Source organism: Bacillus cereus group sp. N21, from assembly GCF_016483395.1.
GTDB lineage: Bacteria > Bacillota > Bacilli > Bacillales > Bacillaceae_G > Bacillus_A > Bacillus_A pseudomycoides.
Genome location: NZ_JAEHBX010000020.1, coordinates 57,094 through 79,295, shown reverse-complemented (window position 1 = coordinate 79,295; position 22,202 = coordinate 57,094). Strand labels below are relative to the sequence as shown.

Genomic DNA, 22,202 nt, shown 5'->3' with positions numbered 1-22,202 from the left:
GATATATATGGTTTAAGATTAGTTTTATAAATTTATCTTAATTTTTAATGGTTGTTATTTTGAATTTTATTCATTGGATAGAAAGGTGTTACAGTCAAGTAGAAGTGAACACTATTTGCTCATCATTTTTGAATAGTTTAATTTTTAAAATAATCATGCTATACCTTATACAATAAATATCAATATTTTTTGTTAGATGTTAATATAATTGGTTAGGTTGGACTGAAGAACCTGGTACTATGAATAAAAAGTATTATAATCTAGGCATAAATCAGTTGTTGCTTAGTGCAATTCGTGAAGGAATTAGTACAAATCAAAGAAATAAACAAATCGTTAATTGTCCTGCTGTAGATGTAAAAATACAAGAAGAGGAATGCGGTCAAATATCTCTGTTCATTTAGAAAACAACAATACTTTTTTATCATCGATAAACCAAATGTGTTTATCGATTTTTTTATTTTCTTAGATTTCTGGATAGAAAATCTCATAATCCATATGAGGGAGACTATTTCTATAAGCTGATATCAGTTGGGGTATTTATAGAAATAGTAACTGGATAGTAAAAGCCTATTATGCTTATAAGGAGGGTTAAGAGTGTATTTATGTTTGGCAGAAAAACCGGATGTAGCAAAGAAAATTGTAGCTGCTTTTCCAAAATATAAAAAGCATGATTTGTATTACGAGATAATGCCCTGCAATGAATTTCCTAATGGTGCATATGTAGCCTATTGTATGGGTCACCTTTTGACTTTTGATGAAGAAAAAATGGGGACTAACACTCCATGGAGTTTGTCAGGATTACCTATAATGCCTAAAAATTATATTTATAAACCAATTAAAGGAAGAGAAAAACATGTTAGAACAATAAAAAAACTGGCTAATGATCCTAAAGTTACAATGTTTATTAATTGTTGTGATTCAGCTAGAGAAGGTATGAAAATATTTACTGAAATAATAAAATACGTAACAAATAGAAACCTTCCAACAAAATGCTTGTGGATTTCTTCTTTAACGCCAGCATCAATTAAAAAAGGAATGCAAGAATTAGTTCCTTATAAATCCAAAGAGAATTTATATCATAGTGCTTATGCGCGAGCGATAGCTGATTTCTTAGTAGGTATAAATTTATCAAGGTCTGTATCTTTAAGAATGCAATCAGAATTTGCAAATAGAAATTCTGAAAATGGTGATTTAAGTGGTTTGAAAAGAGAGGTGTTTTCGATTGGAAGGTGTCAATCTCCAACGCTACGCCTTGTTTACGATCGTATTAAACAAATAGAAGCTCATGTACCAGAACCTTTTTGGACTTTATCTGGAACTTTTGAAATGGACGGTAAAGAATATACTGGAAAATGGTTTAAAGAAGACAAGAATCGCTTTGATAGTGAAGAGGAGATAGAGGAACTTTCAATTCGATTGCTTGAAGAAACAGCTGTTATAAAGGAAGTGAAAAAGGAACGTAAAGCATTTAAGCCACCTCAGTTTTTTGATTTAACTAGACTTCAATCTACTGCAAATAAATTATTTAAAATGGAACCTAAGGAAACTCTTCATCATGCGGAAAACTTGTATTTAGCTGGTTTGTTGTCCTATCCCCGTGCAGATAACCCGTATATTACGGCAGCTGAAGCACCAATCCTTTCAACGGTTTTAGAAAAGTTAAAGTATAGTGAGTCATATTCTAAATATTTACCTGCTCCAATACTTAGTACTGATTTGTCCTCACGGTATATAAACGAGAAAAAGGTCTCAGATCATCACGGAATTATAGTATTAGATGTTCCTAAGAATTTTTCTAAATTAAATCCTGGTGAAAAAGCAATATATGACTTGGTGGTGAAACGAGTTATTGCCGCGCATCACGAAGATGCATTATATGATTTCACTTCAATTATCACGGTTGTAGATGACACAGAAACATTTTTAACCAAAGGGAAACAAGAGGTGAGTTTGGGTTGGAAGATGTTATACCAGAAAGAACAAATGTCTGATGAGAAAGAGGATCAAGAAGAGGAAAATGACGAAGTAGCTCATTTACCAGATGTAAATGAGGGAGATACAGGAACGATAGTTGATACCGAAATAAACAAAGGAATGACAAAGGCCCCTCCATATTTGACACCTGGTACATTAGTTGAATTAATGGAAAATTGCGGCTCACTTATGGAACAAAAAGAAATGCAAAAAATTCTTAAAAGAACAAGCGGAATAGGTACGGTTGCTACGCGTGATGGTATTATCCATACATTATATGATCGTGGATATATAGTTAATAAGAATAATAAGGTGCTTTTATTAGAGAAGGGCCGTATGTTAATGGGTGCACTTGGTGACAAGATGATTGTATGTTCACCTGAATTAACGGCAAAATGGGAAAATGTTTTAGAGGCAATATCGGATGGACGGATTGACTATAAACAATTTATAAGTAAGGCTGAAAAATTAGTTGTGAAGCTTTTAAATGATATTGAACAAATCTCTATAACTTGGAATTTAGATTCTTCAATTAAAAAGATTGAAGAGGCTAAAAGGAAAGAGGAGGAAAAGAAGTTACTTGGTTCATGTTTAAAGTGCGGTAGTCAAGTGGTTCTAAAAAAAGGTTTTTATGGCTGTAAAGCATATAGTACGACAGGTTGTGATTTTCAGATTAATGAGAAGATATTAGGAAAGAAAATCTCTAGTGCACAAGTGAAAAAATTATTGAAAGATGGAAAAACAAACACGATTAAAGGATTTAAGAAAGGAGAGGACCTATTCGATGCTGTGTTGTCATATAACTTAGCATCTCATAAGTTAGAGTTCAAAAAGCCTGAAATTAAAGAAAAAGTGGAAAAGAAGGAAAGAACCATTCAAATTTCAATTTTTAATCAAAAGTAAAACTTTAAATCTGTTTTCATTGAAGGAAGAAATGAGGTTTTATAGTGGGTAAAGCATTATTTAATGTAATTGGAATAACACTGGGATTCTGTGTATTTATTTCTGCTTGTTCAAAATCAGATACTATGCCTTCAAAATCTAATGCATCAAAAAGTGAAGTAGTTGAAAAGGAAATTAGCAAAAAAGAAATTAAAAAAGTGGATACCGAGACATATGAATCGTTATTTGCTACAAATGCACCATTAATGATTCAAGAAGGACCAGGTAAATACGCAAAGGAAATAGCACTCTCATCAGAAGAAACTAATGAACTTAATAAGGAATTGACTAGTTTACCAAAGGATTAAAGTTGCACTTTATTGTAAGTGGTTTACGCGAGAAGGACAATGCGTATGCATTGCCCTTTTTTTTACATATCATGATGTGCGTGATTTTTTTGTCTTGAATGATTTCGATTTTTTACTTTATGAGACCCACTTAATGGCTCGGGTTGCCCAGAAGGCTGTCCCTTCTTTGTATTTTGACGAATGGATTTGCTGTTGTTTTTTTCCATGTTGTCACCTCCCTCTTGTATTTAGAATGAGAGAACTTTGTAAATTTATACGAGAATGTTTTTGTGAAAAATGGTAAAGATAAGTGAGACTAACTATAACAGAAAGGGGAAAGTATATGCCGTATCATAAAGATAAACAGCAAGCTTTTCAAGCAGCGCAACAAGGAGTCGTACAAGCGGAAAATTTATATAACAACATTGTTAAAAATGACCCGAATTATGGACACGATTTAAAGCATTTACGACAAGAAGTTCAAGAGGCATATGAACAAATTCAAAATGCATTAGAAGTAGCATCTGAAACACAACGTCCACAACTTGAGCAGTACGAAAGTAATTTACAAAACATCATGCGAGATGTTGATTCGCTAGGCGATTGAACAGGTTGTCTGATTTCAACAACCTGTTCAATTTTGGAGTTAATATGTTGAAAAGAAAAATTGCTGTAATAATCATTATTTATTTAATTTGTGTAGTACATATATTTCAAGTGGACAAAGTAGAAGCGAAAATGTTGATGAGAAAAGAATTAGAGCCCACGGGTTATGTAACGTGGGAGGTACCAAATAACGAGAAAATAATTGCAATTACGTTTGATGATGGTCCAGATCCTATATACACGCCGCAAGTATTAAAGTTATTACGCCAATATAAAGCTGAGGCAACTTTTTTTATGATAGGTTTTCGAATTCAGCGAAATCCGTATTTAATTAAGCAGGTGCTGAAGGAAGGGCATGAAATTGGAAATCATACGATGGATCATTTATATGCAAGTAGTGCATCTGATGCAAAAATAAAAAATGATATTTTAGTGGGAAAAAAGTATTTACAAAGGTGGGTAAAAGAGCCGCTGCTTTTTCGTCCACCAGGTGGATATATTAATGATGCAGTATTTGCAACAGCAAAAGAAGCAGGGTATCAAATCGTATTATGGTCATGGCATCAGGATCCGAAAGATTGGGCGAATCCAGGTGCTGAATCCATTGTGAAACATGTTATAACAAACGCGAAGAGTGGAGATATAGTGTTATTGCATGATGGTGGAAGTGATCGAGGGCAAACTGTAGCTGCATTAGAAAAAATTTTGCCGGTTCTTCAAAAAGAAGGGTATCGATTTGTGAAGGTTTCGGAGCTGTTACGTTATAAGCATTAAAAGAGTCGCTCCTTATAGTCATCAAGTTAAGAAAATAATATAAAAGACAAAAAAGACCATCCTTTCACTTTCAATGTATATTGAAAATGAAAGGATGGTTTGGAGTTGACTTTAACTAAATTATCCCTGAGAGAAATGGATTGAATCCACTTCTTAGCTATATTTTTTTAATTTTTTCCGGAGTATTTAAATGAGATTGCTTTACAACATAGTTTTAAGAAAGAAATAGAGAAGTTAAACTGGAAGATTTCATTTTACAGATTGTCGAAGTTAACGGATTGGGAATATGCAAGTACCTTTTTAACGTAATTTTGAGGTTCTTCAAGTGGTGGAATCTTTCCGTATTTTTTTACTATATTCGGTCCAGCATTATAGGCAGCAATGGCTAGTTGCCAATCTTTAAATTCAGTATATAATTCTTGTAAATAGCGGGCTGCTCCGTAAATCGCTTCGATTGCATTACAAGGATTAATTCCCAATAAATTGGCAGTTTCGATTTGAAACTGCATTAATCCTATGCCTCCGGTTTTGGAAACTAGATTTGGATTTCCGTTACTCTCGGCTACCATGATGCTATAGAGGATGTTGCTAGGCAGGTTATGTTCTTTAGCAGCTTGGAAAATAGGTTTAATCCACTGTGTTGCTTGGGGATTTCCAAGAGTACTTTTATTCTCTGATTCAACTAAAAATGGTGTTGCATCTATAATTTCCCTGATCTTTAGTACTTGATCAACAAAGATCTCATCATTGGCTAAATTGTTTAATTTTTTTAGGTCGCTAATTGTGACTCCGAATTTTTGTGAAATGCTCCATAGGGAATCGGATGGGCTGACAATATACAGTTGGTATTTATCTTCAGTGAAGTTTTCATAATACTAGATTTCACCTTGTTCCTCCGAATTAACGATATTTGGTTTTACTATTCCTTCTTTGCTTAATACGTTAATCATAAATTCAGCTCGGTGTCGGTAGCTATAAATTTTGACAGTCAACTGACCTTGATCTCCAATTTTCTTACAACTTGCGCGATGTTCTAAAAAATATTTTACTAACTGTACAGTTTCCTCTGGAGATGAGGAAACAACAAGGTCATGACCTTGTTGGAATAGGTGTCTTACTCCCGGTGTATTCATCGTTAAGAGGAAACCTCTAGATGCAAGTATCTCATAAGTTCTTTGGGTAACTTGCGATGGATAATTTTGTAAACAGAGAATGATATTAGCTTAACTATATACATAATTCGCTTCATTTAATATACTACCGCTGGATGGAACGATAGAAGCCCTTCCAGTACTTATTGATAAGCTGGTTAGTCAATGCTATAAGTTTGTGACCATTCCAGAAATGTTGGAGGATGCTGCATGTTACTCCTAACGAACTAATTACTTCTTGAGGTGAGACATAGATGCGTATTTTGTTTATAGAAAGTCATCCAATGTGGATTTACGGATTACCAAATGGCTTCCGTGATGCAGGTCATATAGTGGAAGTCTCGGGCTCTATTGATGACCAAAATTTAGATGAATTGATTTCTGATTTTCATCCCGATTTAATTATTACGATGGGCTGGGGAACAGAAAATTCATCCGTAAAAAAACAAAAAAACATTCGTGCTAGTGTGGAAAAAGTTAATGTTCCTCATATTTACTGGGCGACTGAGGATCCTACGTCCACAGAAATTTTTTCGATGCCATATATTGAAAGAACCAGACCGGATTTTGTTTTCACTATCTGTAAAGACAGAATAGATACTTCGTGAGAGAAGAGTGTAATAACATTAAACAAATGTAAATAAAGAAGCTGTCTCCAAAAAATCGTTGTTCAATGGTCTTTTGAGACAGCTTCTTTTCACTACTGATTCTTCTTACGTTTTTTATTATTTTGACGCTGAGCTGGTGTTAATGGCTCGTTGGCGAACTCCTCATTATAGCCAGTCCCTTGTCCTTGTGCTGATGCAGCATTCATTCCTGGAATTACATGATTTGCTTTACGTTTACCCATTTATTTTCACCTCTATAATGTTTTCTTTATAAAACAAATAATGAATTGTTCATTGCATGTATGAACAGAAAAGAAAAGCCTCAAAAGAAAGCTTTACTTTATGGTAATAGTATTCATAAGGAGAACGAAGGTTATTCAAATTTCCAGAGATAAAGAAAACTTATGATAAGCTATAAGTTTCTTATTATTTACTTATTTAGAAAGTTGTAATAAGATATTATCGTAAGGTATTGAAAAGTTTGTCTACATTTTATATTCAGACAACTCAGTCACGTTTAACAGGGGGGAAACATAATGGTCAAACATAATCCATTTCAATCTCGTGAAACATTTGAAGTAGATGGAAAAACGTATCATTATTATCAATTGAAAGCGCTTGAAAATGCAGGGGTTGGCAACGTATCGCAATTACCATATTCAATTAAAGTTTTGCTTGAATCTGTACTTCGTCAAGTTGATGGACGTGTCATTACAGAAGAGCATGTTACAAATTTAGCGAAATGGGGAACAAAAGATGTTCAAGATATCGATGTTCCATTTAAACCATCTCGTGTAATTTTACAAGACTTCACAGGTGTTCCAGCTGTCGTTGATTTGGCTTCACTTAGAAAAGCGATGGCAGATATGGGCGGAGATCCTGATAAAATTAATCCAGAAATTACGGTAGACCTTGTAATCGATCACTCTGTACAGGTTGATAGAGCGGGTACAGCTGACGCGCTTGAATTCAACATGGACTTAGAGTTTAAACGTAATGAAGAACGTTATAAATTTTTAAGCTGGGCACAAAAATCATTTGATAATTATCGTGCAGTTCCACCAGCAACAGGTATTGTACACCAAGTAAACCTTGAGTATTTAGCGCCAGTTGTTCATGCGGTGAAGAATGCTGAAGGTGAATTAGTTGCATACCCAGATTCATTAGTTGGAACAGACTCTCATACTACAATGATTAATGGTATCGGCGTTCTTGGATGGGGCGTTGGTGGTATTGAAGCGGAAGCAGGAATGCTTGGACAACCTTCATACTTCCCAGTACCAGAAGTTATTGGTGTGAAGTTAACTGGTACACTTCCAAGTGGTACAACAGCAACAGACGTTGCATTAAAAGTAACGCAAGTGTTACGTCAAAAAGGTGTAGTTGGTAAATTTGTTGAGTTCTTCGGTGACGGACTAAAGAGCATGCCTTTAGCTGACCGTGCGACAATTTCAAACATGGCACCAGAATACGGCGCAACTTGTGGATTCTTCCCAATTGACGAGGTTTCATTAGATTACTTACGTTTAACAGGAAGAGATGAAGAACAAATTCGCGTTGTTGAAGAATATTGTAAAGCAAACGGTTTATTCTATACAGCAGGCAGCAAAGATCCAATTTATACAGACCTTGTTGAAATTGATTTAAATACAATTGAATCTAACCTTTCAGGACCAAAACGTCCACAAGATTTAATCCCTCTTTCAAATATGAAAGATGAGTTCCATAAAGCAGTTGTGGCACCAGTTGGAACGCAAGGACTTGGATTCAATGAACAAGAATTCGATAAAGAAGTGAAAGTTGTATTAAAAGATCAGGAAGTAACGATGAAAACAGGTGCAATTGCAATCGCTGCGATTACAAGCTGTACAAACACATCTAACCCATATGTATTAATTGGTGCAGGTTTAGTTGCGAAAAAAGCAATTGAAAAAGGCCTTAAAGTACCTAGTTATGTAAAAACATCATTAGCTCCAGGATCTAAAGTTGTTACAGAGTACTTAGATAAATCAGGTTTAACAACATATTTAGATCAATTAGGATTCCAAACAGTTGGTTACGGCTGTACAACTTGTATCGGTAACTCTGGTCCATTAGCACCAGAATTAGAAGAAGCAATTGCAGCAAACGACTTATTAGTAACATCTGTTTTATCTGGTAACCGTAACTTTGAAGGTCGTATTCATCCGCTTGTAAAAGCAAACTACTTAGCATCACCACCACTTGTTGTAGCATACGCGCTTGCAGGTACAGTTGATATCGACTTGAAAAATGATGCAATCGGTAAAGATGAAAAGGGTAATCCGATTTACTTTAACGACATTTGGCCATCAGCAAAAGAAATTGAAGAAGTGGTTCAAAGCGTTGTAACATCTGAATTGTTCAAAAAAGAATATGCACAAGTATTTAACAGCAATGAACGCTGGAATGAAATCCAAACTTCAAATGAAGCGTTATATACTTGGGATAATGACTCAACATACATTCAAAACCCACCGTTCTTTGAAGGATTATCAAAAGAACCAGGTGAAGTAGAAATACTTTCAGGTTTACGCGTAGTTGGTAAATTTGGTGACTCTGTAACAACAGACCATATTTCACCAGCAGGTTCAATTGGTAAACATACACCAGCAGGCCGCTATTTATTAGAAAATGGCGTACAGCCAGTTGACTTTAACTCTTATGGTTCTCGCCGTGGTAATCATGAAGTTATGATGCGTGGTACATTCGCAAATATCCGTATCAAAAACCAAATCGCACCAGGAACAGAAGGTGGATATACAACTTACTGGCCAACTGGTGAAGTAACATCTATCTATGATGCTGCGATGAAATATAAAGAAGATGGCACTGGACTTCTTGTAGTTGCTGGTAAAGATTACGGTATGGGAAGTTCTCGTGACTGGGCTGCGAAAGGTACAAACCTTTTAGGTATTAAAGCAGTAATCGCAGAAAGCTTCGAGCGTATTCACCGTAGTAACCTTGTATTAATGGGTGTATTACCATTACAATTTAAAGAAGGCGAAAGTACTGAAACATTAGGTCTTGTTGGTAACGAATCATTTGAAATTCAAATTGATAAAACAGTTAAACCACGCGATCTTGTAAAAGTAGTTGCAATTGACCCAGAAGGAAACGAAAAACAATTTGAAGTAGTAGCACGTTTCGATAGTGAAGTAGAAATTGACTACTACCGTCACGGTGGTATCTTACAAATGGTGCTTCGTGAGAAAATTGAAGAGTCTAAGGTGTCAAACTAATTAAGTGTAGTAATAGAGAAAAGTAAATATTTTCAATCGAAATGAGGAAGCTGACTGATGTTAGCTTCCTCATTTTATGTGTAAGGAAAGGGGGAGACATATGGTTTTATCGCTTTCCTTATTCTGCTTTATTCAGTTGATACTCATATGTAGAAGGATTTTCCGTATTAAATTCTTTTACTAATGTAATTTTATTTGTATCTGGATTATACTTAAAAATTTTAATAGTGTGCCGATCACCACTGTCAGGATTACTTTCTTGTAAAGCAAATGTATTTTCTGCAATTTGTGTCATATTACTAGTTTGATCATTTTGTACACTTATTGGAGTAGTATCATGGTTTGTAGAAACTTCGATGACTTTTTCTTTGTTAAAAAATATAAGGACTAGAATTAAGATTACAAGACAAATACGCATATAGCGTAGTTCTTTACTAATTGGGTGTTCTCCCATAGGGTTCATCCTTTCAATAATTACTACGAACTAGAGGTTGTTGTAATAGAGTAAAAGCTAATAATGTCAAACGTAGTGAATAAAATAAACGATATCAAAGCTGTATAAATGCACACGCGGCCAGTTTTTCTTCTTTCAGAATCGTTACTAAATAAGGAGATAACCCATGCGATAATATTAATAGGATAGAATATGAAACTAAAAATATAGAGAATGACTTTTTAAATGAGTGCATAAGAACCCCTTTTTTAAAAGGAAGGTATTTGCACAAAACAGTACAAGCATCTTCCTTATTGTCACCTTATATGTTTATATTTTTACGGAAACGTATTTGATGAGAGATCTTAGTTACAACTAGCCCTGTTATATAAAGAAAAGTTAGAATGAAAATTGTACTAATGATAGGAGACTTTTGAAATGCATATAATAATCTATCAATATAATAAATTTGATTTAAATCTGTAATTGATTTCGGAGAGAAGACTATATACTTTTTCCAGTTTTCTTCTATAACAATCATCGTACCTGTAGAATGTGTAACAAGTAATGTATAAAGAAAAATAGGGAGAAGAATCATGAGTTGTAAACCAATGAACCCTGTTTTATGTTTTCTCCAATACAACCAACGAGCTATTATAATTCCTATTAAATAGAAAATGGATAATATAAAAACTGTAGTGAAAACTGGATTGTATTTAAAGGCATACAATAGTTTATCAATTTCATATACCTGACTGGAGCTTTCTGTTGTTTTAGGAGTGAAGACGATATGTTGTTTCCAGTCTTCGGAAATACTTAAGTAGCTGGCAGTCAAGCTTGTAATAAACAATGAGAAAAATAAAATGGGGAGAATGATAACATATTGTAACCAATGTAAAACGGTTTTATTCATAAATAATGACACCCTTTCCAAATTATAACTATTTTAATTATATGATAAAAAGAAACGTTTTTCATTGTTATTAAGAATATTCTATTTATTTATCAGGAGAATATTTCCAAGGTTGTCCGTATAAGCTAAAATAAAGTATAAATACTATTGTTATTTTTAAGTGATATATAAAATGAGATAAGCGATAAGGATGATGTATATGTGGCGAAAGCTTACCATTGTGGTAGTGTTGCTTTGTTTAGCGAGCTATACAGTTTATGAACAGCTCGGAAAGAATGAGAAACAAGTAAGGGAAGAACCAGTGAAAAGCGAAGCGGCGATGAAAGAAGTCATTGCAAAAAATGGGATTGAGGTAGGCAAGATTGCACCGGATTTTGAGTTATCAAAATTAGATGGCACAAAAGTAAAATTATCGGATTTTAAGGGGAAGAAAGTTATTTTAAATTTCTGGGCAACGTGGTGTGGACCTTGTCAGCAAGAAATGCCGGATATGGAAGCTTTCTATAAGAAGTATAAAGATGATGTAGAAATCCTTGCTGTAAATTATACGGTTTCTGAAGGTGCTAACGGAGAAGAAAAAGTGAAAAAGTTTGCGGAAGAGAAAGGAATTACTTTTCCTATTTTATTGGATAAAGATATAACTGTTACAACGACATATAAAGTAATCACCATTCCAACTTCTTATTTTGTGGATACAAAAGGTGTAATTCAAGATAAATTTATCGGGCCGATGACACAAAAAGAGATGGAGAAGAGAATTGCGAAAATAAAATAATGCTAAGGAGACAGAGACGGTGAGAGACCATTTCTGTCTTTTCTTTTTCATTAAGCAGCTTGTTCGTGATATGATGAAAGAAATTTTATCGAAAATAATGATGAGGGGCGTATATTGTGGGGAATCTACTATTGACAGGAGACTATGTTGTTATTGATTTTGAAACGACAGGATTTAATCCATATAATGATAGAATTATTCAAGTGGCAGCGGTAAGGTACCGTAATCACGAGTTGGCTGATCAATTTGTTTCTTTTGTAAATCCAGAGAGGTTTATTCCTAGTCGGATTACGAGCTTAACTGGGATTACAAATTATCGGGTTTCGGATGCTCCAACGATTCATGAAGTTTTGCCATTATTTTTAGCGTTTTTAGGTGACGACACAATCATTGCGCATAATGCGTCATTTGATATGCGTTTTTTAAAGAGTAATGCAAATATGCTTAGATTGCCAGAACCTAATAATATGGTAATTGATACTGTGTTTTTAGCGAAAAAATATATGAAGTATGCGCCGAATTATAAGCTAGAAACTTTAAAAAGAATGCTTGGGATTCGTTTAAGTTCCCATAATGCACTTGATGATTGTATTACATGTGCAGCCGTATATCAAAAGTGTGCTGTTATTCAAGAAGAAGGACAAAAGAAAACGAAAAAAGATAAGATTGAAGAAGATGCAGTGTATACATTAATAAAAGAAATGCTTGTGAAGCATAATCGCGATATAGAATGGATTCGTAATGTGAGTGTTGGAAGTTATCTAGATATAAAGGCTTTTTATCCGATTATAAGGGTGAAGGTAAAAGGGCGAAAAAAATATGTTTTAACTGAAAAGACAGAACAAGAAATATTAGGGATATATCCTACTTTAAAATGTGAGCCGGCTTTAAAAAGTGAAATAGGGACAACTAGAATTATGATTGAAAGCATAGAGGACTTTACAAAATTAGAAAATTATATTTTAGAGAGTTATGATGCAGTCATGCAAGCGCTGAATGAGTACAAAGAAATGAAAGATAATGCGGATGAAGAAATTAAAAAGTATTTAAGTATAACGAAATGATAAAGTAAAACTTTAATCAGTGGGGAAATTCTTCATCTCCTACTTAAGTTGTTTCATTTTGCTGAATTTTGAGAGGATATTACTTGTTTGTGAATAGCAGGATAAAATGCTTGGAAATCCATTAGTTGTTTAAGAACAGCTAATGGACTTTTTTGTTAACAAAAGACTTTTCTTTGACAAAACATAAAATTTTCTTACAAATCTGATTAAAGAGTTTTTCATTTGCTCATACTAACTATAGTAAGAAAGAGAAGGAGAAAGGATGAGCAGCATGAGAAGAAATCGTCGAAGAACGTTTGAAGAACTTGTGAAGGAAAATAAGCGGCAACTACTAAACGATCGTGATGCAATTGAACGGATTGAGGAACGAATCGAGAAGCGTTATGAAATGCAATTTTTTAAGCAGGCTGAATAATTCTTATCACTAGTATGATACTAGTGATAAGGAGGCGATAAGAATGGGAAATCCAAAGAAGAATTCCAAAGATTTTACACCAGATCATATTGGAACACAGTCGAAAAAAGCCGGTGGAAACAAAGGGAAGCAAATGCAAGACCAAACAGGGAAACAACCGATTGTTGATAACGGTTAAAAAAGGAGAATGTTTTCATTCTCCTTTTTTATGTGCATACATAATCTAATTCGTTTTTGGAAAACTAACATGGTATGTATATTTCAACTAGGAGGGAAATCGTATGACAGAGCAATATAAAGCGAATCCAGATGATAGAAGTGATAATGTAGAAAAACTACAAGAAATGGTACAAAATACGATTGATAACTTTAATGAGGCAAAAGAAACTGCAGAGGTTTCGAATGAAAAAGATCGCACTGCAATTGAAGCGAAAAATCAACGCCGTTTAGAAAGTATTGATTCATTGAAAAGTGAAATAAAAGATGAATCTGAATATGATGCGTAAAAAAGGCTGACAGTTGTCAGCCTTTTTTTGTAATCGAGAAATTTTCCACAAGTAAACGCCAATTTTGCGGGAAAGGAAGCCCGATTTTCCAATAGCTAATCCCGCGAATGCCTTGTTCTTTTACTAAATTAAACTTACTCTGAACAGACCTGGCATCTTCAAACCATACTTCATGCTGTACACCATTTTCATCAAAGTAATTAAAGTGTGGTGCTTGTGCTGAAAAATCATAACGAATTGGAACATTATATTTACGAGCAAGTGCAACGGCTGCGACAGAGCTAATTGCTTTTGCTGGTGGATTTCCTTCTTTAAAGGGAAGCTTCCAGTCAAATCCATATAAATTTTGTCCCATCATAATTTTTCGCGGGGGCATTTGAGATTTTGCATATTGGATTACCTGTTTTACAGGGCCAATAGGAGAAACTGCCATGGGTGGTCCACCTTGCCATCCCCAGTCATATGTCATAATCACGACAAAATCAACAATTTCCCCCTGGGCTTTGTAATCGTGTGCTTCGAAAAATTTTCCTTTTTGCTTCGAACTTGTTTTTGGAACAAGTGTTGTGCTTAACGTATATCCTTCAGGTAGTCGTGTTTTTACATTTCGTAAAAATCGGTTATATGCTTCGCGATCTTCGGGTGCAACATTTTCAAAGTCAAAATGAATATCACGCATATTATATTTTTTAGCTGTTTGGAGGATATTTGTAATGAATTTATTTTGAATAGTAGCGTTTCTTAGAAGAACAGAGGCTAATTCAGCGCTAAAATTTCCATTTTCAATATTTGTAATAACGAGCATTGGGATTGTTTGACCTTGCACTGCAATTTGAGCAATTCTTGCGGTTTCAGTCGGCTCTTTTAACGTTCCATCACGCAATGCTTCAAAGCTAAAGTAAGCTAAATATGTGAGATAAGGATTGATGGCCCGCGTAGCATTCACTAAACTTTCTTTAATTGGAATGGTAGAAGGTTGTAAGTAGGCAATAGATTCTATCGTTCGTTTAGAGCCCTTTGGTACATATAGTTGTTGACCAACATGAAGAATGGATTTTAATGATAGATTGTTAACTTTTGCTAAGCTAGCAAGAGGAACGTTATATGTTTGAGAAATTCGATAAAGACTGTCTCCGGGTTGTACATAATAATTATTACCTCTCGTATTTACAATCAGTGCCTGACCGACAACAAGTGTCTCAGCTGGATTAAGTCCGTTGTCTTTTACAATTTCTTCGGGCGTAGTGCCATATTTTGACGCTAAGCTATATACGCTATCACCACTACGAACGGTTACAATTTGAATCATATATTCGCTCCTTTCAGTTAAAAAGATCCACCGTTTCTATTTTATTTTTGATTTCACTGTATTATGATTAAATGTATGTGAGGAAACAGAAGTGAGAAGGAGATAAAGATATGTTTGTAGCAGAACACGAAATTGAGATCCGCTATGCGGAAACAGATCAAATGGGCGTTGTTTACCATTCAAATTATTTAGTATGGCTTGAATTAGGGCGTACAAAATTGATACAAGAATTAGGATTTTCATATATTGAAATGGAGAAAGAAGGGGTTATTTCTCCCGTATTAGATTTGCAAATTTCATATCGGAAAGCAATGCGTTATGGAGAGAAAGCAATTGTGAAAACATGGATTGATTCAGTTAGTCCCCTTCGCGTTATATATGGATATGAAATTTATAACGGTGATGGAGATCTTTGTATTACAGCTACAACAACAAATATTTGTGCGAAAAAAGAAGGTTTTCGTCCTGTGTCCTTTAAGAAACTATATCCAGAGTGGTATGCGAAATATGAGGAAATTAAGAAAAAATAAAAAAGCGTGGCAAAAGCCACGCTTTTTTATTTTTCGTAATTAAATTGAGGGAAGTCATCACCGTCGTTAAAGGTAACGGATAAGTCATGTCCATCAAAGAACCATTCATCATCACCTTCAACGAAGAAAGTAATGCCGTCTTCTTGAATTTGAACAGCAGGATGTGCAGGATCGTCTTTACGGATTCCTAAAGAAAGTCCTTTTTGAACAGTACTGCAACCGCCATATTGTACGAAAAAGCGAAGTGTATCGCCAGATTGTAAGTTTAATTCATCTTTATACCAATTTACTGCTTCTTTTGTTACGGAAAGATTCATGTATAGTTCCTCCAAGTTATGTTGCCTTTTCTTTAGTATAAAAAATAACGCAAAAAGACGCTATTAATATGCTTTGCGTTTTCTTTTTGCGTTATGTGGGTCACAACCTTACTTTTGTTTCTTTGTCAAATTTGCTTTTGGTTCAGTTTTATTTATAATTCGTCCAATATTTGCACGGTGTCTATAAATAACCATACCAGCTAATAAACACATCGCAACAATGAAGATTTTATCCCCGTCAATAATTGATGCAATAACAGCTACGATAGCTGTTACCATAGAAGAAAGCGATACGTATCTCGTTGTAAATAGAAGGGTGAAAAAGATAACAGCTAATATTGCAAAAATAACTGGCGCATAGCATAAGAGTACTCCAGCAGAAGTTGCAACTGCTTTTCCGCCGCGGAATTTTGCAAAGATTGGGTATACATGTCCAAGAACTGCAGCTAATCCAAACCAAAGGGGATGGATATCTAAGGCGAAAATTAACGGCAGAGCTGTCGCTAACGTTCCCTTTAAAATGTCAGCAATTGTAACGATAAAACCTGCTTTTTTCCCTAGCGTCCGAAATGTATTCGTTCCTCCTAAATTACCGCTACCATGCTCGCGAATGTCGATTCCGTAACCAATTTTTCCAACAACAAGTGCAAATGGAATCGAGCCAAGTAAATAGGCAACGATAAATAAAAGATATGTAATAAGCATAAGTTCAGTCTCCTTTATTCAAATGTGTTGATAAAGGGTAAAAAGAGTTTTTCCCATATATTGTACCATACATTTGTAAAGAGCACATTTCTTTTTTGTAAATGAAAAATTCAAAGTTTCTTAAAAAAACTTTCACAAGAATGTTACATTTCTCACAGATCTACTATAACTATATGTTGTATCATTTTGTTAGTGAATTAACAAGATGTTGTTGGAGGTTTGAAAAATGATGAAACAAAGTGCATGTGGAGAAGAGTTAATGAAGATTTTTGAAACAATTGTCCACGGGAATGAGCAAGATTTAATGCAAGAAAATGCAAATGTTGATGGGCGGTCTCCTATGGGGATGATGGGAACATTTGCATCTGAGAGTGCAAAATATTATGCAATGGAACACTTACTTTCTGAACAAGTAAAAAAAGCAATAGATCAAAATATATTATACCCACATGATTTAGATTTTTATGCGACAGGTACAACAACATGTTCGCAGATTCCTTTAGCGCAAATGCTTGAAAAAGGATTTCATACCGGGCATGGGCATATGAGGCAACCACAAGATATTAAAAGTGCATTGGCACTTTCTTCGATTATTTTCCAAGCGAATCAAAACATGCAGCACGGTGGTCAATCAGCTGCGTTATTTGACATTGATTTAGCACCGTATGTGAGAAAAACATTCGAGAAAAATAAGAAAAGATTAGAAACGTATCCGTTAACAAAAGAGCAAGTAGAAGAGTTTGCGTGGAAAGAAACAGAGAATGATACGTATCAAGCTTGTGAAGCTTTTATTCATAATTCCAATAGTATGCATAGCAGAGGTGGTGGGCAAGTTCCGTTTATTTCTATTAACTACGGAACGGACACGTCGAAAGAAGGAAGATTGTTAATTAGACAATTATTACGGGCGACGCAAGCTGGATTAGGAAAAGGTGAAACACCCATTTTCCCTATTCAAATCTTTAAACTAAAAAAAGGTGTGAATTTTGAAGAAAGTGATCCGAACTATGATTTATTTGAATTGGCGTTAGAGACGACAGCAGAACGATTATTCCCGAACTTTTCATTTTTAGATGCGCCATTTAATGCAGTTCATTATGATGGTCGCCCAGAAAGCGAAGTATGTTATATGGGCTGTCGTACGCGTGTTATGTCTAATATTCATGGGGAAGAGACCGCGATTGGAAGAGGGAATTTATCGTTTACTTCTATTAACTTAGTAAAATTAGCATTGATTAGCGGTTCAAAAGAAGCATTTTTTGAAGCTTTAAATTATTATATAGATCTTGGTATTCGTCAACTATTAGAAAGATTTGCTTACCAATGTACGAAAAAGGCAAGAGATTTTCACTTTTTATATTCGCAAGGAGTATGGCGGGGTGGAGAAAAACTGCATCCTGAAGATTCTGTTGCTGAGATTTTAAAACAAGGAACATTAAGTATTGGTTTTATTGGCCTTGCAGAATGTTTAGTTGTTTTAACAGGAAAACATCATGGAGAAGATAAAGAATCATGGAATCTTGGATATGAGATTGTTACCTTTATGAGACAGAAAATGGATGCAGAAACGGAAGAACATCAGTTGAATTTCTCTTTAATTGCAACGCCTGCAGAAGGACTATCAGGTAAGTTTGTTAAAAAAGATCGAGAAGAATTTGGAATGATTAGCGGTGTAACAAATCATAATTATTATACAAATTCATTTCATATTCCGGTGTATTATAACATCCAAGCGATAGATAAAATACGTTTAGAAGGGCCATTTCATACGCTTTGTAATGGCGGACATATAACGTATATTGAATTAGATGGAGCGGCGGTTCATAACCAAAAAGCATTAAAACAAATTGTGCAGGCAATGGCAGAGTATGGAGTCGGATATGGCTCCATTAATCACCCTGTGGATCGTTGTAAATGCTGTGGCTATCATGGTGTCATCAAAAATGAATGTCCAAGTTGTGGAAACGAGGATGAGAATGATATCGAAAGAATTCGCCGTATAACAGGATATCTTGTAGGTGATATGTCTAAATGGAATAGTGCAAAGCGCAGTGAAGAAGCGGATCGGGTGAAACATAAATGAGAGTAATGAATATTATTCATGATAGTGTAGTAGATGGTGACGGATTGCGGACAGTCGTGTTTTTTGCGGGCTGTCCGCATCGTTGTTTAGGATGTCATAATCCTAAGTCATGGAATATTTGTAATGGAACTGAAATGACCGTAGAAGAAATTGTGAAAGAGATTGCCAAAAACCCGCTTACTGATGTAACATTTTCAGGTGGAGATCCATTTTTTCAAGCTGCTGAAGTGAAGAAGGTAGCAAATGCGGTGAAGGCTTTGAAAAAAAACTTATGGATTTACACAGGTTATACATTAGAAGAGATACAGAGTTCTCAAAATAATGATATGATAGAGTTGTTACACTATGGGGATGTTCTGGTCGATGGAAGGTTTGAACTTCAAAAAAGAGACTTGACACTTCCGTTTCGCGGAAGCTCCAATCAACGTATTATTCGATTGAAAGAGTAAAAAGGCGGGATAGGTCAGATGAACAAAACAGTATTACTTGTTGAAGACGAAAGAAGGCTACGCGAAATTGTTAGTGATTATTTTCGCAATGAAGGTTTTGAAGTGATAGAAGCTGAAGATGGAAAACAAGCGTTAGAATTATTTGCTGAACATACAATTGATTTAATTATGTTAGATATCATGTTGCCAGAGATAGATGGTTGGTCTGTTTGTCGTCGTATTAGAAAAGAGTCAGCGGTACCAATTATTATGCTTACAGCTCGTTCTGACGAAGATGATACATTGTTAGGTTTTGAACTTGGGGCTGATGAATATGTAACAAAGCCTTTTAGTCCTAAAGTACTAGTAGCTAGGGCGAAAACTTTATTAAAGCGTGCTGATGGGGCAGTAGGCGTTGCAGAAGAGAATGCACTTTCTATGGCTGGAATCGATGTGAATCGTCTTTCGCGTACGGTATCGGTAAACGGAGAAGAAATTATATTAACGCATAAAGAATTTGAACTTCTTGTTTATTTAATGGAGAATAAAGGAATCGTATTATCACGCCAGCATTTATTAGATCAACTTTGGGGATATGATTATTATGGTGATGATCGTACTGTAGATACACATATAAAAAAATTGCGAAATAAGTTAGGGGATAAAGCGAAACATATCGGAACTGTTATTCGAGTTGGATATAAGTTTGAGGAATAGTTTTTAAATACTATGTAATAGAAAAAACGATAGAAAAGCTTTCCTTTTGGTTGGAAGAGAGAATCCGCCCATGGATAGAAGCGGTCAGTACCTTTTTTAGCCCCATGCCGAGTGAAAACAGAGGGAGAAAACGAGTGGAGATCTCTTTTTGTTTTCGTAGCAGCAACTTATAGGTTGAAAATATAGTACATTTACACTCTCTTTTGTAGATGGAAATGTACAAATTACAGATTTTTTGTCTACAATAATGAATAAAAGTATTTTTTTAATTGGATTTCACGATGAGTTCACAAGAAGGACACAAAATGTGACTATACTGAAAATACGAATTCAGCAGAGAGGGGATATCAATTATGGGATATTATGACGGACCAAATATGAATGAAGAGCATAGTGAAACGAGAGAAGTAAAAAAATCAGGTAGTAAAAAAGGTTACTTTTTTACAGGTTTAGTTGGAGCAGTTATCGGAGCTGTTTCCATTAGTTTTGCAGCACCGTATATGCCATGGACAAATGGGAATGGGACGGCGTTAACTTCTAATTCAAAAGTAGAGGGAACTGTGGTTCCTGTTGCAAATAAAGTAAAGGGTGAAACAGATTTACCTGGTATGATTGAAGGGGCGAAAGAAGTAGTTGTAGGTGTTATCAATATGCAACAGAACATAGATCCATTTGCAATGGAGCAAGCAGGGCAGGAACAAACAGCTGGAACAGGATCTGGTGTAATTTATAAAAAAGCTGGGAATAAAGCTCTCATTGTAACAAATAATCATGTAGTAGACGGAGCAAACAAACTGGCAGTGAAACTAAGTGATGGTAAAACAGTAGATGCAAAATTAGTTGGGAAAGATCCATGGTTAGATTTAGCTGTTGTAGAGATTGATGGATCTAATATTAATAAAGTAGCCACACTTGGTGATTCCAGTAAAATTCGCGCTGGTGAATCGGCTATTGCAATTGGGAATCCATTAGGTTTTGATGGTAGTGTAACAGAAGGGATTATTAGTAGTAAAGAACGCGAAATTCCAGTGGATATTAATGGTGACAAACAGCCGGATTGGCAAGCACAAGTGATTCAAACAGATGCAGCAATTAACCCAGGGAACAGTGGTGGCGCATTATTCAATCAAAATGGTCAAGTCATCGGTATTAACTCTAGTAAGATTGCACAGCAAGAAGTAGAGGGTATTGGCTTTGCTATCCCAATTAATGTGGCAAAACCAGTCATTGAATCTCTTGAAAAAGATGGAACAGTAAAACGTCCAGCGATGGGAGTAGGAGTTGCATCTCTTGAGGATTACCCACCGTATGCATTAGGACAATTAAAATTACCAAAAGATGTTACAAAGGGTGTTCTCTTAAGCAAAATTTATCCCGTCTCACCAGCTGAAAAAGCAGGACTTCAGCAGTATGACGTTGTTGTAGCATTAGATGGCCAAACAGTAGAAAACTCACTTCAATTCCGTAAATATTTATATGAAAAGAAAAAAGTCGGCGATAAAATTGAAGTAACATTCTATCGAAATGGTGAAAAAATGACGAAAACAGCTACTTTAGCAGATAACTCTTCTGCTAAGAATTAATAAAGAAAGTCTCTTTCGTATTGAAAGAGACTTTCTTTATCGGCTATACTAAAAGAATAGGAGGGATTTAATATGACAATTGAAAACCCAACTCGTACGGAAATTGGTGAAGTATTGAAAAATAGCAAAACAATTGCGGTTGTTGGATTATCTAACAAACCAGAACGCACATCCTATATGGTTTCAAAAGCAATGCAGGATGCAGGGTATCGTATTCTCCCAGTAAACCCAGTCGTAGATGAGGTACTGGGAGAAAAAGCTGTTCCGTCATTAAAAGACATTAAGGAGCATGTCGATATCGTAAATGTATTCCGTCGTTCTGAATTTTTAATGGACGTCGCAAAGGAATTTGTGGAGATTGATGCGGATGTTTTTTGGGCACAATTAGGAGTACAAGATGAAGATACATATAAATTTTTAAAGGAAAAGGGATATACTGTTATTATGGATCGTTGTATAAAAGTAGAACATGCAATGACGAGGTAGTATAGACATTGTAAACGAAAGATCGATTCAGCTCGGGGGAATACTTGAAGACTGGGTAGATGAACGAGGTGTTCATCATGAGATTTTTTAAAGGCTGTTTTTGGGGATTGCTACTTGTTATCCCATTTTGGATAATTGTCATTTGGTTAATTGCCAAATGGTGGAGTGTGTAATTGGAATGCATATCCATTTTTCGTTGACAAACGATTATTTTTCTGAAATAGTAGCCTAGAGGAATCCTTGTGAAAAAACAAGGATTTTTCTATTGAAAATAGTATATAAAAGACATAACATAACTTGCCAAAAGGATGGTTAAGGCGTTATTCTATAATAGAA

26 protein-coding genes are annotated in these 22,202 nt (G+C 35.1%); 17 read left to right on the top strand and 9 right to left on the bottom strand.

Features of this window, described 5'->3' with window-relative positions; all coding sequences use genetic code 11:
• The first annotated feature begins 594 nt into the window (after positions 1-594).
• Positions 595-2,877, top strand: a complete 2,283-nt coding sequence (locus JDS96_RS13795) for a type IA DNA topoisomerase (protein WP_307838182.1) — start codon at positions 595-597, stop codon at positions 2,875-2,877.
• A 44-nt stretch (positions 2,878-2,921) separates the two neighbouring features.
• Positions 2,922-3,224, top strand: coding sequence for a hypothetical protein (locus JDS96_RS13790; RefSeq protein ID WP_242479908.1), 303 nt, complete (start codon positions 2,922-2,924; stop codon positions 3,222-3,224).
• Between the two features lie 62 nt (positions 3,225-3,286).
• On the opposite strand, the gene JDS96_RS13785 is transcribed toward JDS96_RS13790, so the two are convergent.
• Positions 3,287-3,430 carry a small acid-soluble spore protein P gene (locus tag JDS96_RS13785; protein WP_000414451.1) on the bottom strand — a complete coding sequence of 48 codons (144 nt, stop codon included), beginning with the start codon at positions 3,428-3,430 and terminating at the stop codon, positions 3,287-3,289.
• A gap of 116 nt (positions 3,431-3,546) precedes the next feature.
• On the opposite strand from JDS96_RS13785, the gene JDS96_RS13780 reads away from it, so the two are divergent.
• Both JDS96_RS13780 and JDS96_RS13775 read left to right on the top strand, forming a co-directional pair.
• Positions 3,547-3,810, top strand: a complete 264-nt coding sequence (locus JDS96_RS13780; RefSeq protein ID WP_098334997.1) for a hypothetical protein — start codon at positions 3,547-3,549, stop codon at positions 3,808-3,810.
• Positions 3,811-3,854: 44 nt separating this feature from the next.
• Positions 3,855-4,583: a polysaccharide deacetylase family protein gene (locus JDS96_RS13775; RefSeq protein ID WP_199667146.1), complete on the top strand. Its 729-nt coding sequence runs from the start codon at positions 3,855-3,857 to the stop codon at positions 4,581-4,583.
• A 254-nt stretch (positions 4,584-4,837) separates the two neighbouring features.
• Here JDS96_RS13775 and JDS96_RS33460 read toward each other — a convergent pair whose 3' ends face one another.
• Together JDS96_RS33460 and JDS96_RS13760 are read right to left on the bottom strand one after the other, a co-directional pair.
• The gene (locus JDS96_RS33460; RefSeq protein WP_307838185.1) at positions 4,838-5,206 is read right to left on the bottom strand and encodes a lytic transglycosylase domain-containing protein; all 369 of its coding nucleotides are present in this window, start codon (positions 5,204-5,206) and stop codon (positions 4,838-4,840) included.
• Between the two features lie 252 nt (positions 5,207-5,458).
• Positions 5,459-5,797 (bottom strand): glycosyltransferase family protein, encoded by a 339-nt coding sequence (locus tag JDS96_RS13760; RefSeq protein WP_307838184.1) that lies wholly within the window; start codon positions 5,795-5,797, stop codon positions 5,459-5,461.
• 191 nt (positions 5,798-5,988) lie between these two features.
• Between JDS96_RS13760 and JDS96_RS13755 the strand changes: the two genes are divergently transcribed.
• Positions 5,989-6,342 carry a DUF3880 domain-containing protein gene (locus tag JDS96_RS13755; protein WP_199667145.1) on the top strand — a complete coding sequence of 118 codons (354 nt, stop codon included), beginning with the start codon at positions 5,989-5,991 and terminating at the stop codon, positions 6,340-6,342.
• A 92-nt stretch (positions 6,343-6,434) separates the two neighbouring features.
• Here JDS96_RS13755 and sspO read toward each other — a convergent pair whose 3' ends face one another.
• Complete coding sequence (sspO, locus tag JDS96_RS13750; RefSeq protein ID WP_006095643.1) at positions 6,435-6,584, bottom strand: small acid-soluble spore protein O; 150 nt, start codon at positions 6,582-6,584, stop codon at positions 6,435-6,437.
• A 294-nt stretch (positions 6,585-6,878) separates the two neighbouring features.
• Between sspO and acnA the strand changes: the two genes are divergently transcribed.
• Positions 6,879-9,602 carry an aconitate hydratase AcnA gene (gene acnA, locus JDS96_RS13745; protein WP_199667144.1) on the top strand — a complete coding sequence of 908 codons (2,724 nt, stop codon included), beginning with the start codon at positions 6,879-6,881 and terminating at the stop codon, positions 9,600-9,602.
• 118 nt (positions 9,603-9,720) lie between these two features.
• On the opposite strand, the gene JDS96_RS13740 is transcribed toward acnA, so the two are convergent.
• Together JDS96_RS13740 and JDS96_RS13735 are read right to left on the bottom strand one after the other, a co-directional pair.
• Positions 9,721-10,056 (bottom strand): YmzC family protein, encoded by a 336-nt coding sequence (locus JDS96_RS13740; protein ID WP_098334993.1) that lies wholly within the window; start codon positions 10,054-10,056, stop codon positions 9,721-9,723.
• A gap of 301 nt (positions 10,057-10,357) precedes the next feature.
• On the bottom strand, positions 10,358-10,948 hold the full coding sequence (locus JDS96_RS13735; protein WP_199667143.1) for a DUF4306 domain-containing protein: 591 nt from the start codon (positions 10,946-10,948) through the stop codon (positions 10,358-10,360).
• 199 nt (positions 10,949-11,147) lie between these two features.
• On the opposite strand from JDS96_RS13735, the gene JDS96_RS13730 reads away from it, so the two are divergent.
• The 5 genes from JDS96_RS13730 (at position 11,148) to tlp (ending at position 13,708) form a co-directional block, all read left to right on the top strand.
• Positions 11,148-11,723 (top strand): redoxin domain-containing protein, encoded by a 576-nt coding sequence (locus JDS96_RS13730; RefSeq protein ID WP_199667142.1) that lies wholly within the window; start codon positions 11,148-11,150, stop codon positions 11,721-11,723.
• A 116-nt stretch (positions 11,724-11,839) separates the two neighbouring features.
• Positions 11,840-12,787, top strand: coding sequence for a 3'-5' exonuclease (locus tag JDS96_RS13725; RefSeq protein WP_199667141.1), 948 nt, complete (start codon positions 11,840-11,842; stop codon positions 12,785-12,787).
• Positions 12,788-13,058: 271 nt separating this feature from the next.
• Positions 13,059-13,202 (top strand): FbpB family small basic protein, encoded by a 144-nt coding sequence (locus tag JDS96_RS13720; protein ID WP_003199083.1) that lies wholly within the window; start codon positions 13,059-13,061, stop codon positions 13,200-13,202.
• Positions 13,203-13,245: 43 nt separating this feature from the next.
• On the top strand, positions 13,246-13,380 hold the full coding sequence (gene sspN / locus JDS96_RS13715; protein WP_003199081.1) for an acid-soluble spore protein SspN: 135 nt from the start codon (positions 13,246-13,248) through the stop codon (positions 13,378-13,380).
• A gap of 103 nt (positions 13,381-13,483) precedes the next feature.
• Complete coding sequence (gene tlp / locus JDS96_RS13710) at positions 13,484-13,708, top strand: small acid-soluble spore protein Tlp (RefSeq protein ID WP_199667140.1); 225 nt, start codon at positions 13,484-13,486, stop codon at positions 13,706-13,708.
• A 16-nt stretch (positions 13,709-13,724) separates the two neighbouring features.
• On the opposite strand, the gene JDS96_RS13705 is transcribed toward tlp, so the two are convergent.
• Complete coding sequence (locus JDS96_RS13705; RefSeq protein ID WP_199667139.1) at positions 13,725-15,017, bottom strand: glycoside hydrolase family 18 protein; 1,293 nt, start codon at positions 15,015-15,017, stop codon at positions 13,725-13,727.
• A 110-nt stretch (positions 15,018-15,127) separates the two neighbouring features.
• Here JDS96_RS13705 and JDS96_RS13700 point away from each other — a divergent pair, with 110 nt between their 5' ends.
• The gene (locus JDS96_RS13700; protein WP_003199074.1) at positions 15,128-15,547 is read left to right on the top strand and encodes an acyl-CoA thioesterase; all 420 of its coding nucleotides are present in this window, start codon (positions 15,128-15,130) and stop codon (positions 15,545-15,547) included.
• A gap of 26 nt (positions 15,548-15,573) precedes the next feature.
• On the opposite strand, the gene JDS96_RS13695 is transcribed toward JDS96_RS13700, so the two are convergent.
• Both JDS96_RS13695 and plsY read right to left on the bottom strand, forming a co-directional pair.
• Entirely contained in the window at positions 15,574-15,864 is a 291-nt protein-coding gene (locus tag JDS96_RS13695) for a HesB/YadR/YfhF family protein (RefSeq protein ID WP_003207946.1), read from the bottom strand.
• A gap of 108 nt (positions 15,865-15,972) precedes the next feature.
• A complete protein-coding gene (gene plsY, locus JDS96_RS13690; RefSeq protein ID WP_003199069.1) occupies positions 15,973-16,569 on the bottom strand; it encodes a glycerol-3-phosphate 1-O-acyltransferase PlsY in 597 nt (198 codons plus the stop codon).
• Positions 16,570-16,795: 226 nt separating this feature from the next.
• Between plsY and JDS96_RS13685 the strand changes: the two genes are divergently transcribed.
• The 5 genes from JDS96_RS13685 to JDS96_RS13665 all read left to right on the top strand — a co-directional run bounded on the left by JDS96_RS13685 (position 16,796) and on the right by JDS96_RS13665 (position 21,866).
• Positions 16,796-18,652 (top strand): anaerobic ribonucleoside triphosphate reductase, encoded by a 1,857-nt coding sequence (locus tag JDS96_RS13685; protein WP_199667138.1) that lies wholly within the window; start codon positions 16,796-16,798, stop codon positions 18,650-18,652.
• Positions 18,649-19,101 (top strand): anaerobic ribonucleoside-triphosphate reductase activating protein, encoded by a 453-nt coding sequence (gene nrdG / locus JDS96_RS13680; protein ID WP_018765335.1) that lies wholly within the window; start codon positions 18,649-18,651, stop codon positions 19,099-19,101. Before JDS96_RS13685 ends, nrdG begins: the two co-directional genes overlap by 4 nt.
• An 18-nt stretch (positions 19,102-19,119) precedes the next feature.
• Positions 19,120-19,797: a response regulator transcription factor gene (locus tag JDS96_RS13675; protein ID WP_003199064.1), complete on the top strand. Its 678-nt coding sequence runs from the start codon at positions 19,120-19,122 to the stop codon at positions 19,795-19,797.
• 353 nt (positions 19,798-20,150) lie between these two features.
• Positions 20,151-21,380 carry a S1C family serine protease gene (locus tag JDS96_RS13670; RefSeq protein ID WP_018765337.1) on the top strand — a complete coding sequence of 410 codons (1,230 nt, stop codon included), beginning with the start codon at positions 20,151-20,153 and terminating at the stop codon, positions 21,378-21,380.
• A 72-nt stretch (positions 21,381-21,452) separates the two neighbouring features.
• Positions 21,453-21,866, top strand: a complete 414-nt coding sequence (locus JDS96_RS13665; protein ID WP_003199060.1) for a CoA-binding protein — start codon at positions 21,453-21,455, stop codon at positions 21,864-21,866.
• Positions 21,867-22,202 lie beyond the last annotated feature (336 nt).

Coding starts and splice junctions, on each gene's coding strand:
- JDS96_RS13785 (WP_000414451.1), bottom strand. CDS start 3,430: ATGGAAAAAAACAACAGCAAATCCATTCGTCAAAATACAAAGAAGGGA.
- JDS96_RS13780 (WP_098334997.1), top strand. CDS start 3,547: ATGCCGTATCATAAAGATAAACAGCAAGCTTTTCAAGCAGCGCAACAA.
- JDS96_RS13775 (WP_199667146.1), top strand. CDS start 3,855: ATGTTGAAAAGAAAAATTGCTGTAATAATCATTATTTATTTAATTTGT.
- JDS96_RS13755 (WP_199667145.1), top strand. CDS start 5,989: ATGCGTATTTTGTTTATAGAAAGTCATCCAATGTGGATTTACGGATTA.
- sspO (WP_006095643.1), bottom strand. CDS start 6,584: ATGGGTAAACGTAAAGCAAATCATGTAATTCCAGGAATGAATGCTGCA.
- acnA (WP_199667144.1), top strand. CDS start 6,879: ATGGTCAAACATAATCCATTTCAATCTCGTGAAACATTTGAAGTAGAT.
- JDS96_RS13740 (WP_098334993.1), bottom strand. CDS start 10,056: ATGGGAGAACACCCAATTAGTAAAGAACTACGCTATATGCGTATTTGT.
- JDS96_RS13735 (WP_199667143.1), bottom strand. CDS start 10,948: ATGAATAAAACCGTTTTACATTGGTTACAATATGTTATCATTCTCCCC.
- JDS96_RS13730 (WP_199667142.1), top strand. CDS start 11,148: ATGTGGCGAAAGCTTACCATTGTGGTAGTGTTGCTTTGTTTAGCGAGC.
- JDS96_RS13720 (WP_003199083.1), top strand. CDS start 13,059: ATGAGAAGAAATCGTCGAAGAACGTTTGAAGAACTTGTGAAGGAAAAT.
- sspN (WP_003199081.1), top strand. CDS start 13,246: ATGGGAAATCCAAAGAAGAATTCCAAAGATTTTACACCAGATCATATT.
- tlp (WP_199667140.1), top strand. CDS start 13,484: ATGACAGAGCAATATAAAGCGAATCCAGATGATAGAAGTGATAATGTA.
- JDS96_RS13705 (WP_199667139.1), bottom strand. CDS start 15,017: ATGATTCAAATTGTAACCGTTCGTAGTGGTGATAGCGTATATAGCTTA.
- JDS96_RS13700 (WP_003199074.1), top strand. CDS start 15,128: ATGTTTGTAGCAGAACACGAAATTGAGATCCGCTATGCGGAAACAGAT.
- JDS96_RS13695 (WP_003207946.1), bottom strand. CDS start 15,864: ATGAATCTTTCCGTAACAAAAGAAGCAGTAAATTGGTATAAAGATGAA.
- plsY (WP_003199069.1), bottom strand. CDS start 16,569: ATGCTTATTACATATCTTTTATTTATCGTTGCCTATTTACTTGGCTCG.
- JDS96_RS13685 (WP_199667138.1), top strand. CDS start 16,796: ATGATGAAACAAAGTGCATGTGGAGAAGAGTTAATGAAGATTTTTGAA.
- nrdG (WP_018765335.1), top strand. CDS start 18,649: ATGAGAGTAATGAATATTATTCATGATAGTGTAGTAGATGGTGACGGA.
- JDS96_RS13675 (WP_003199064.1), top strand. CDS start 19,120: ATGAACAAAACAGTATTACTTGTTGAAGACGAAAGAAGGCTACGCGAA.
- JDS96_RS13670 (WP_018765337.1), top strand. CDS start 20,151: ATGGGATATTATGACGGACCAAATATGAATGAAGAGCATAGTGAAACG.
- JDS96_RS13665 (WP_003199060.1), top strand. CDS start 21,453: ATGACAATTGAAAACCCAACTCGTACGGAAATTGGTGAAGTATTGAAA.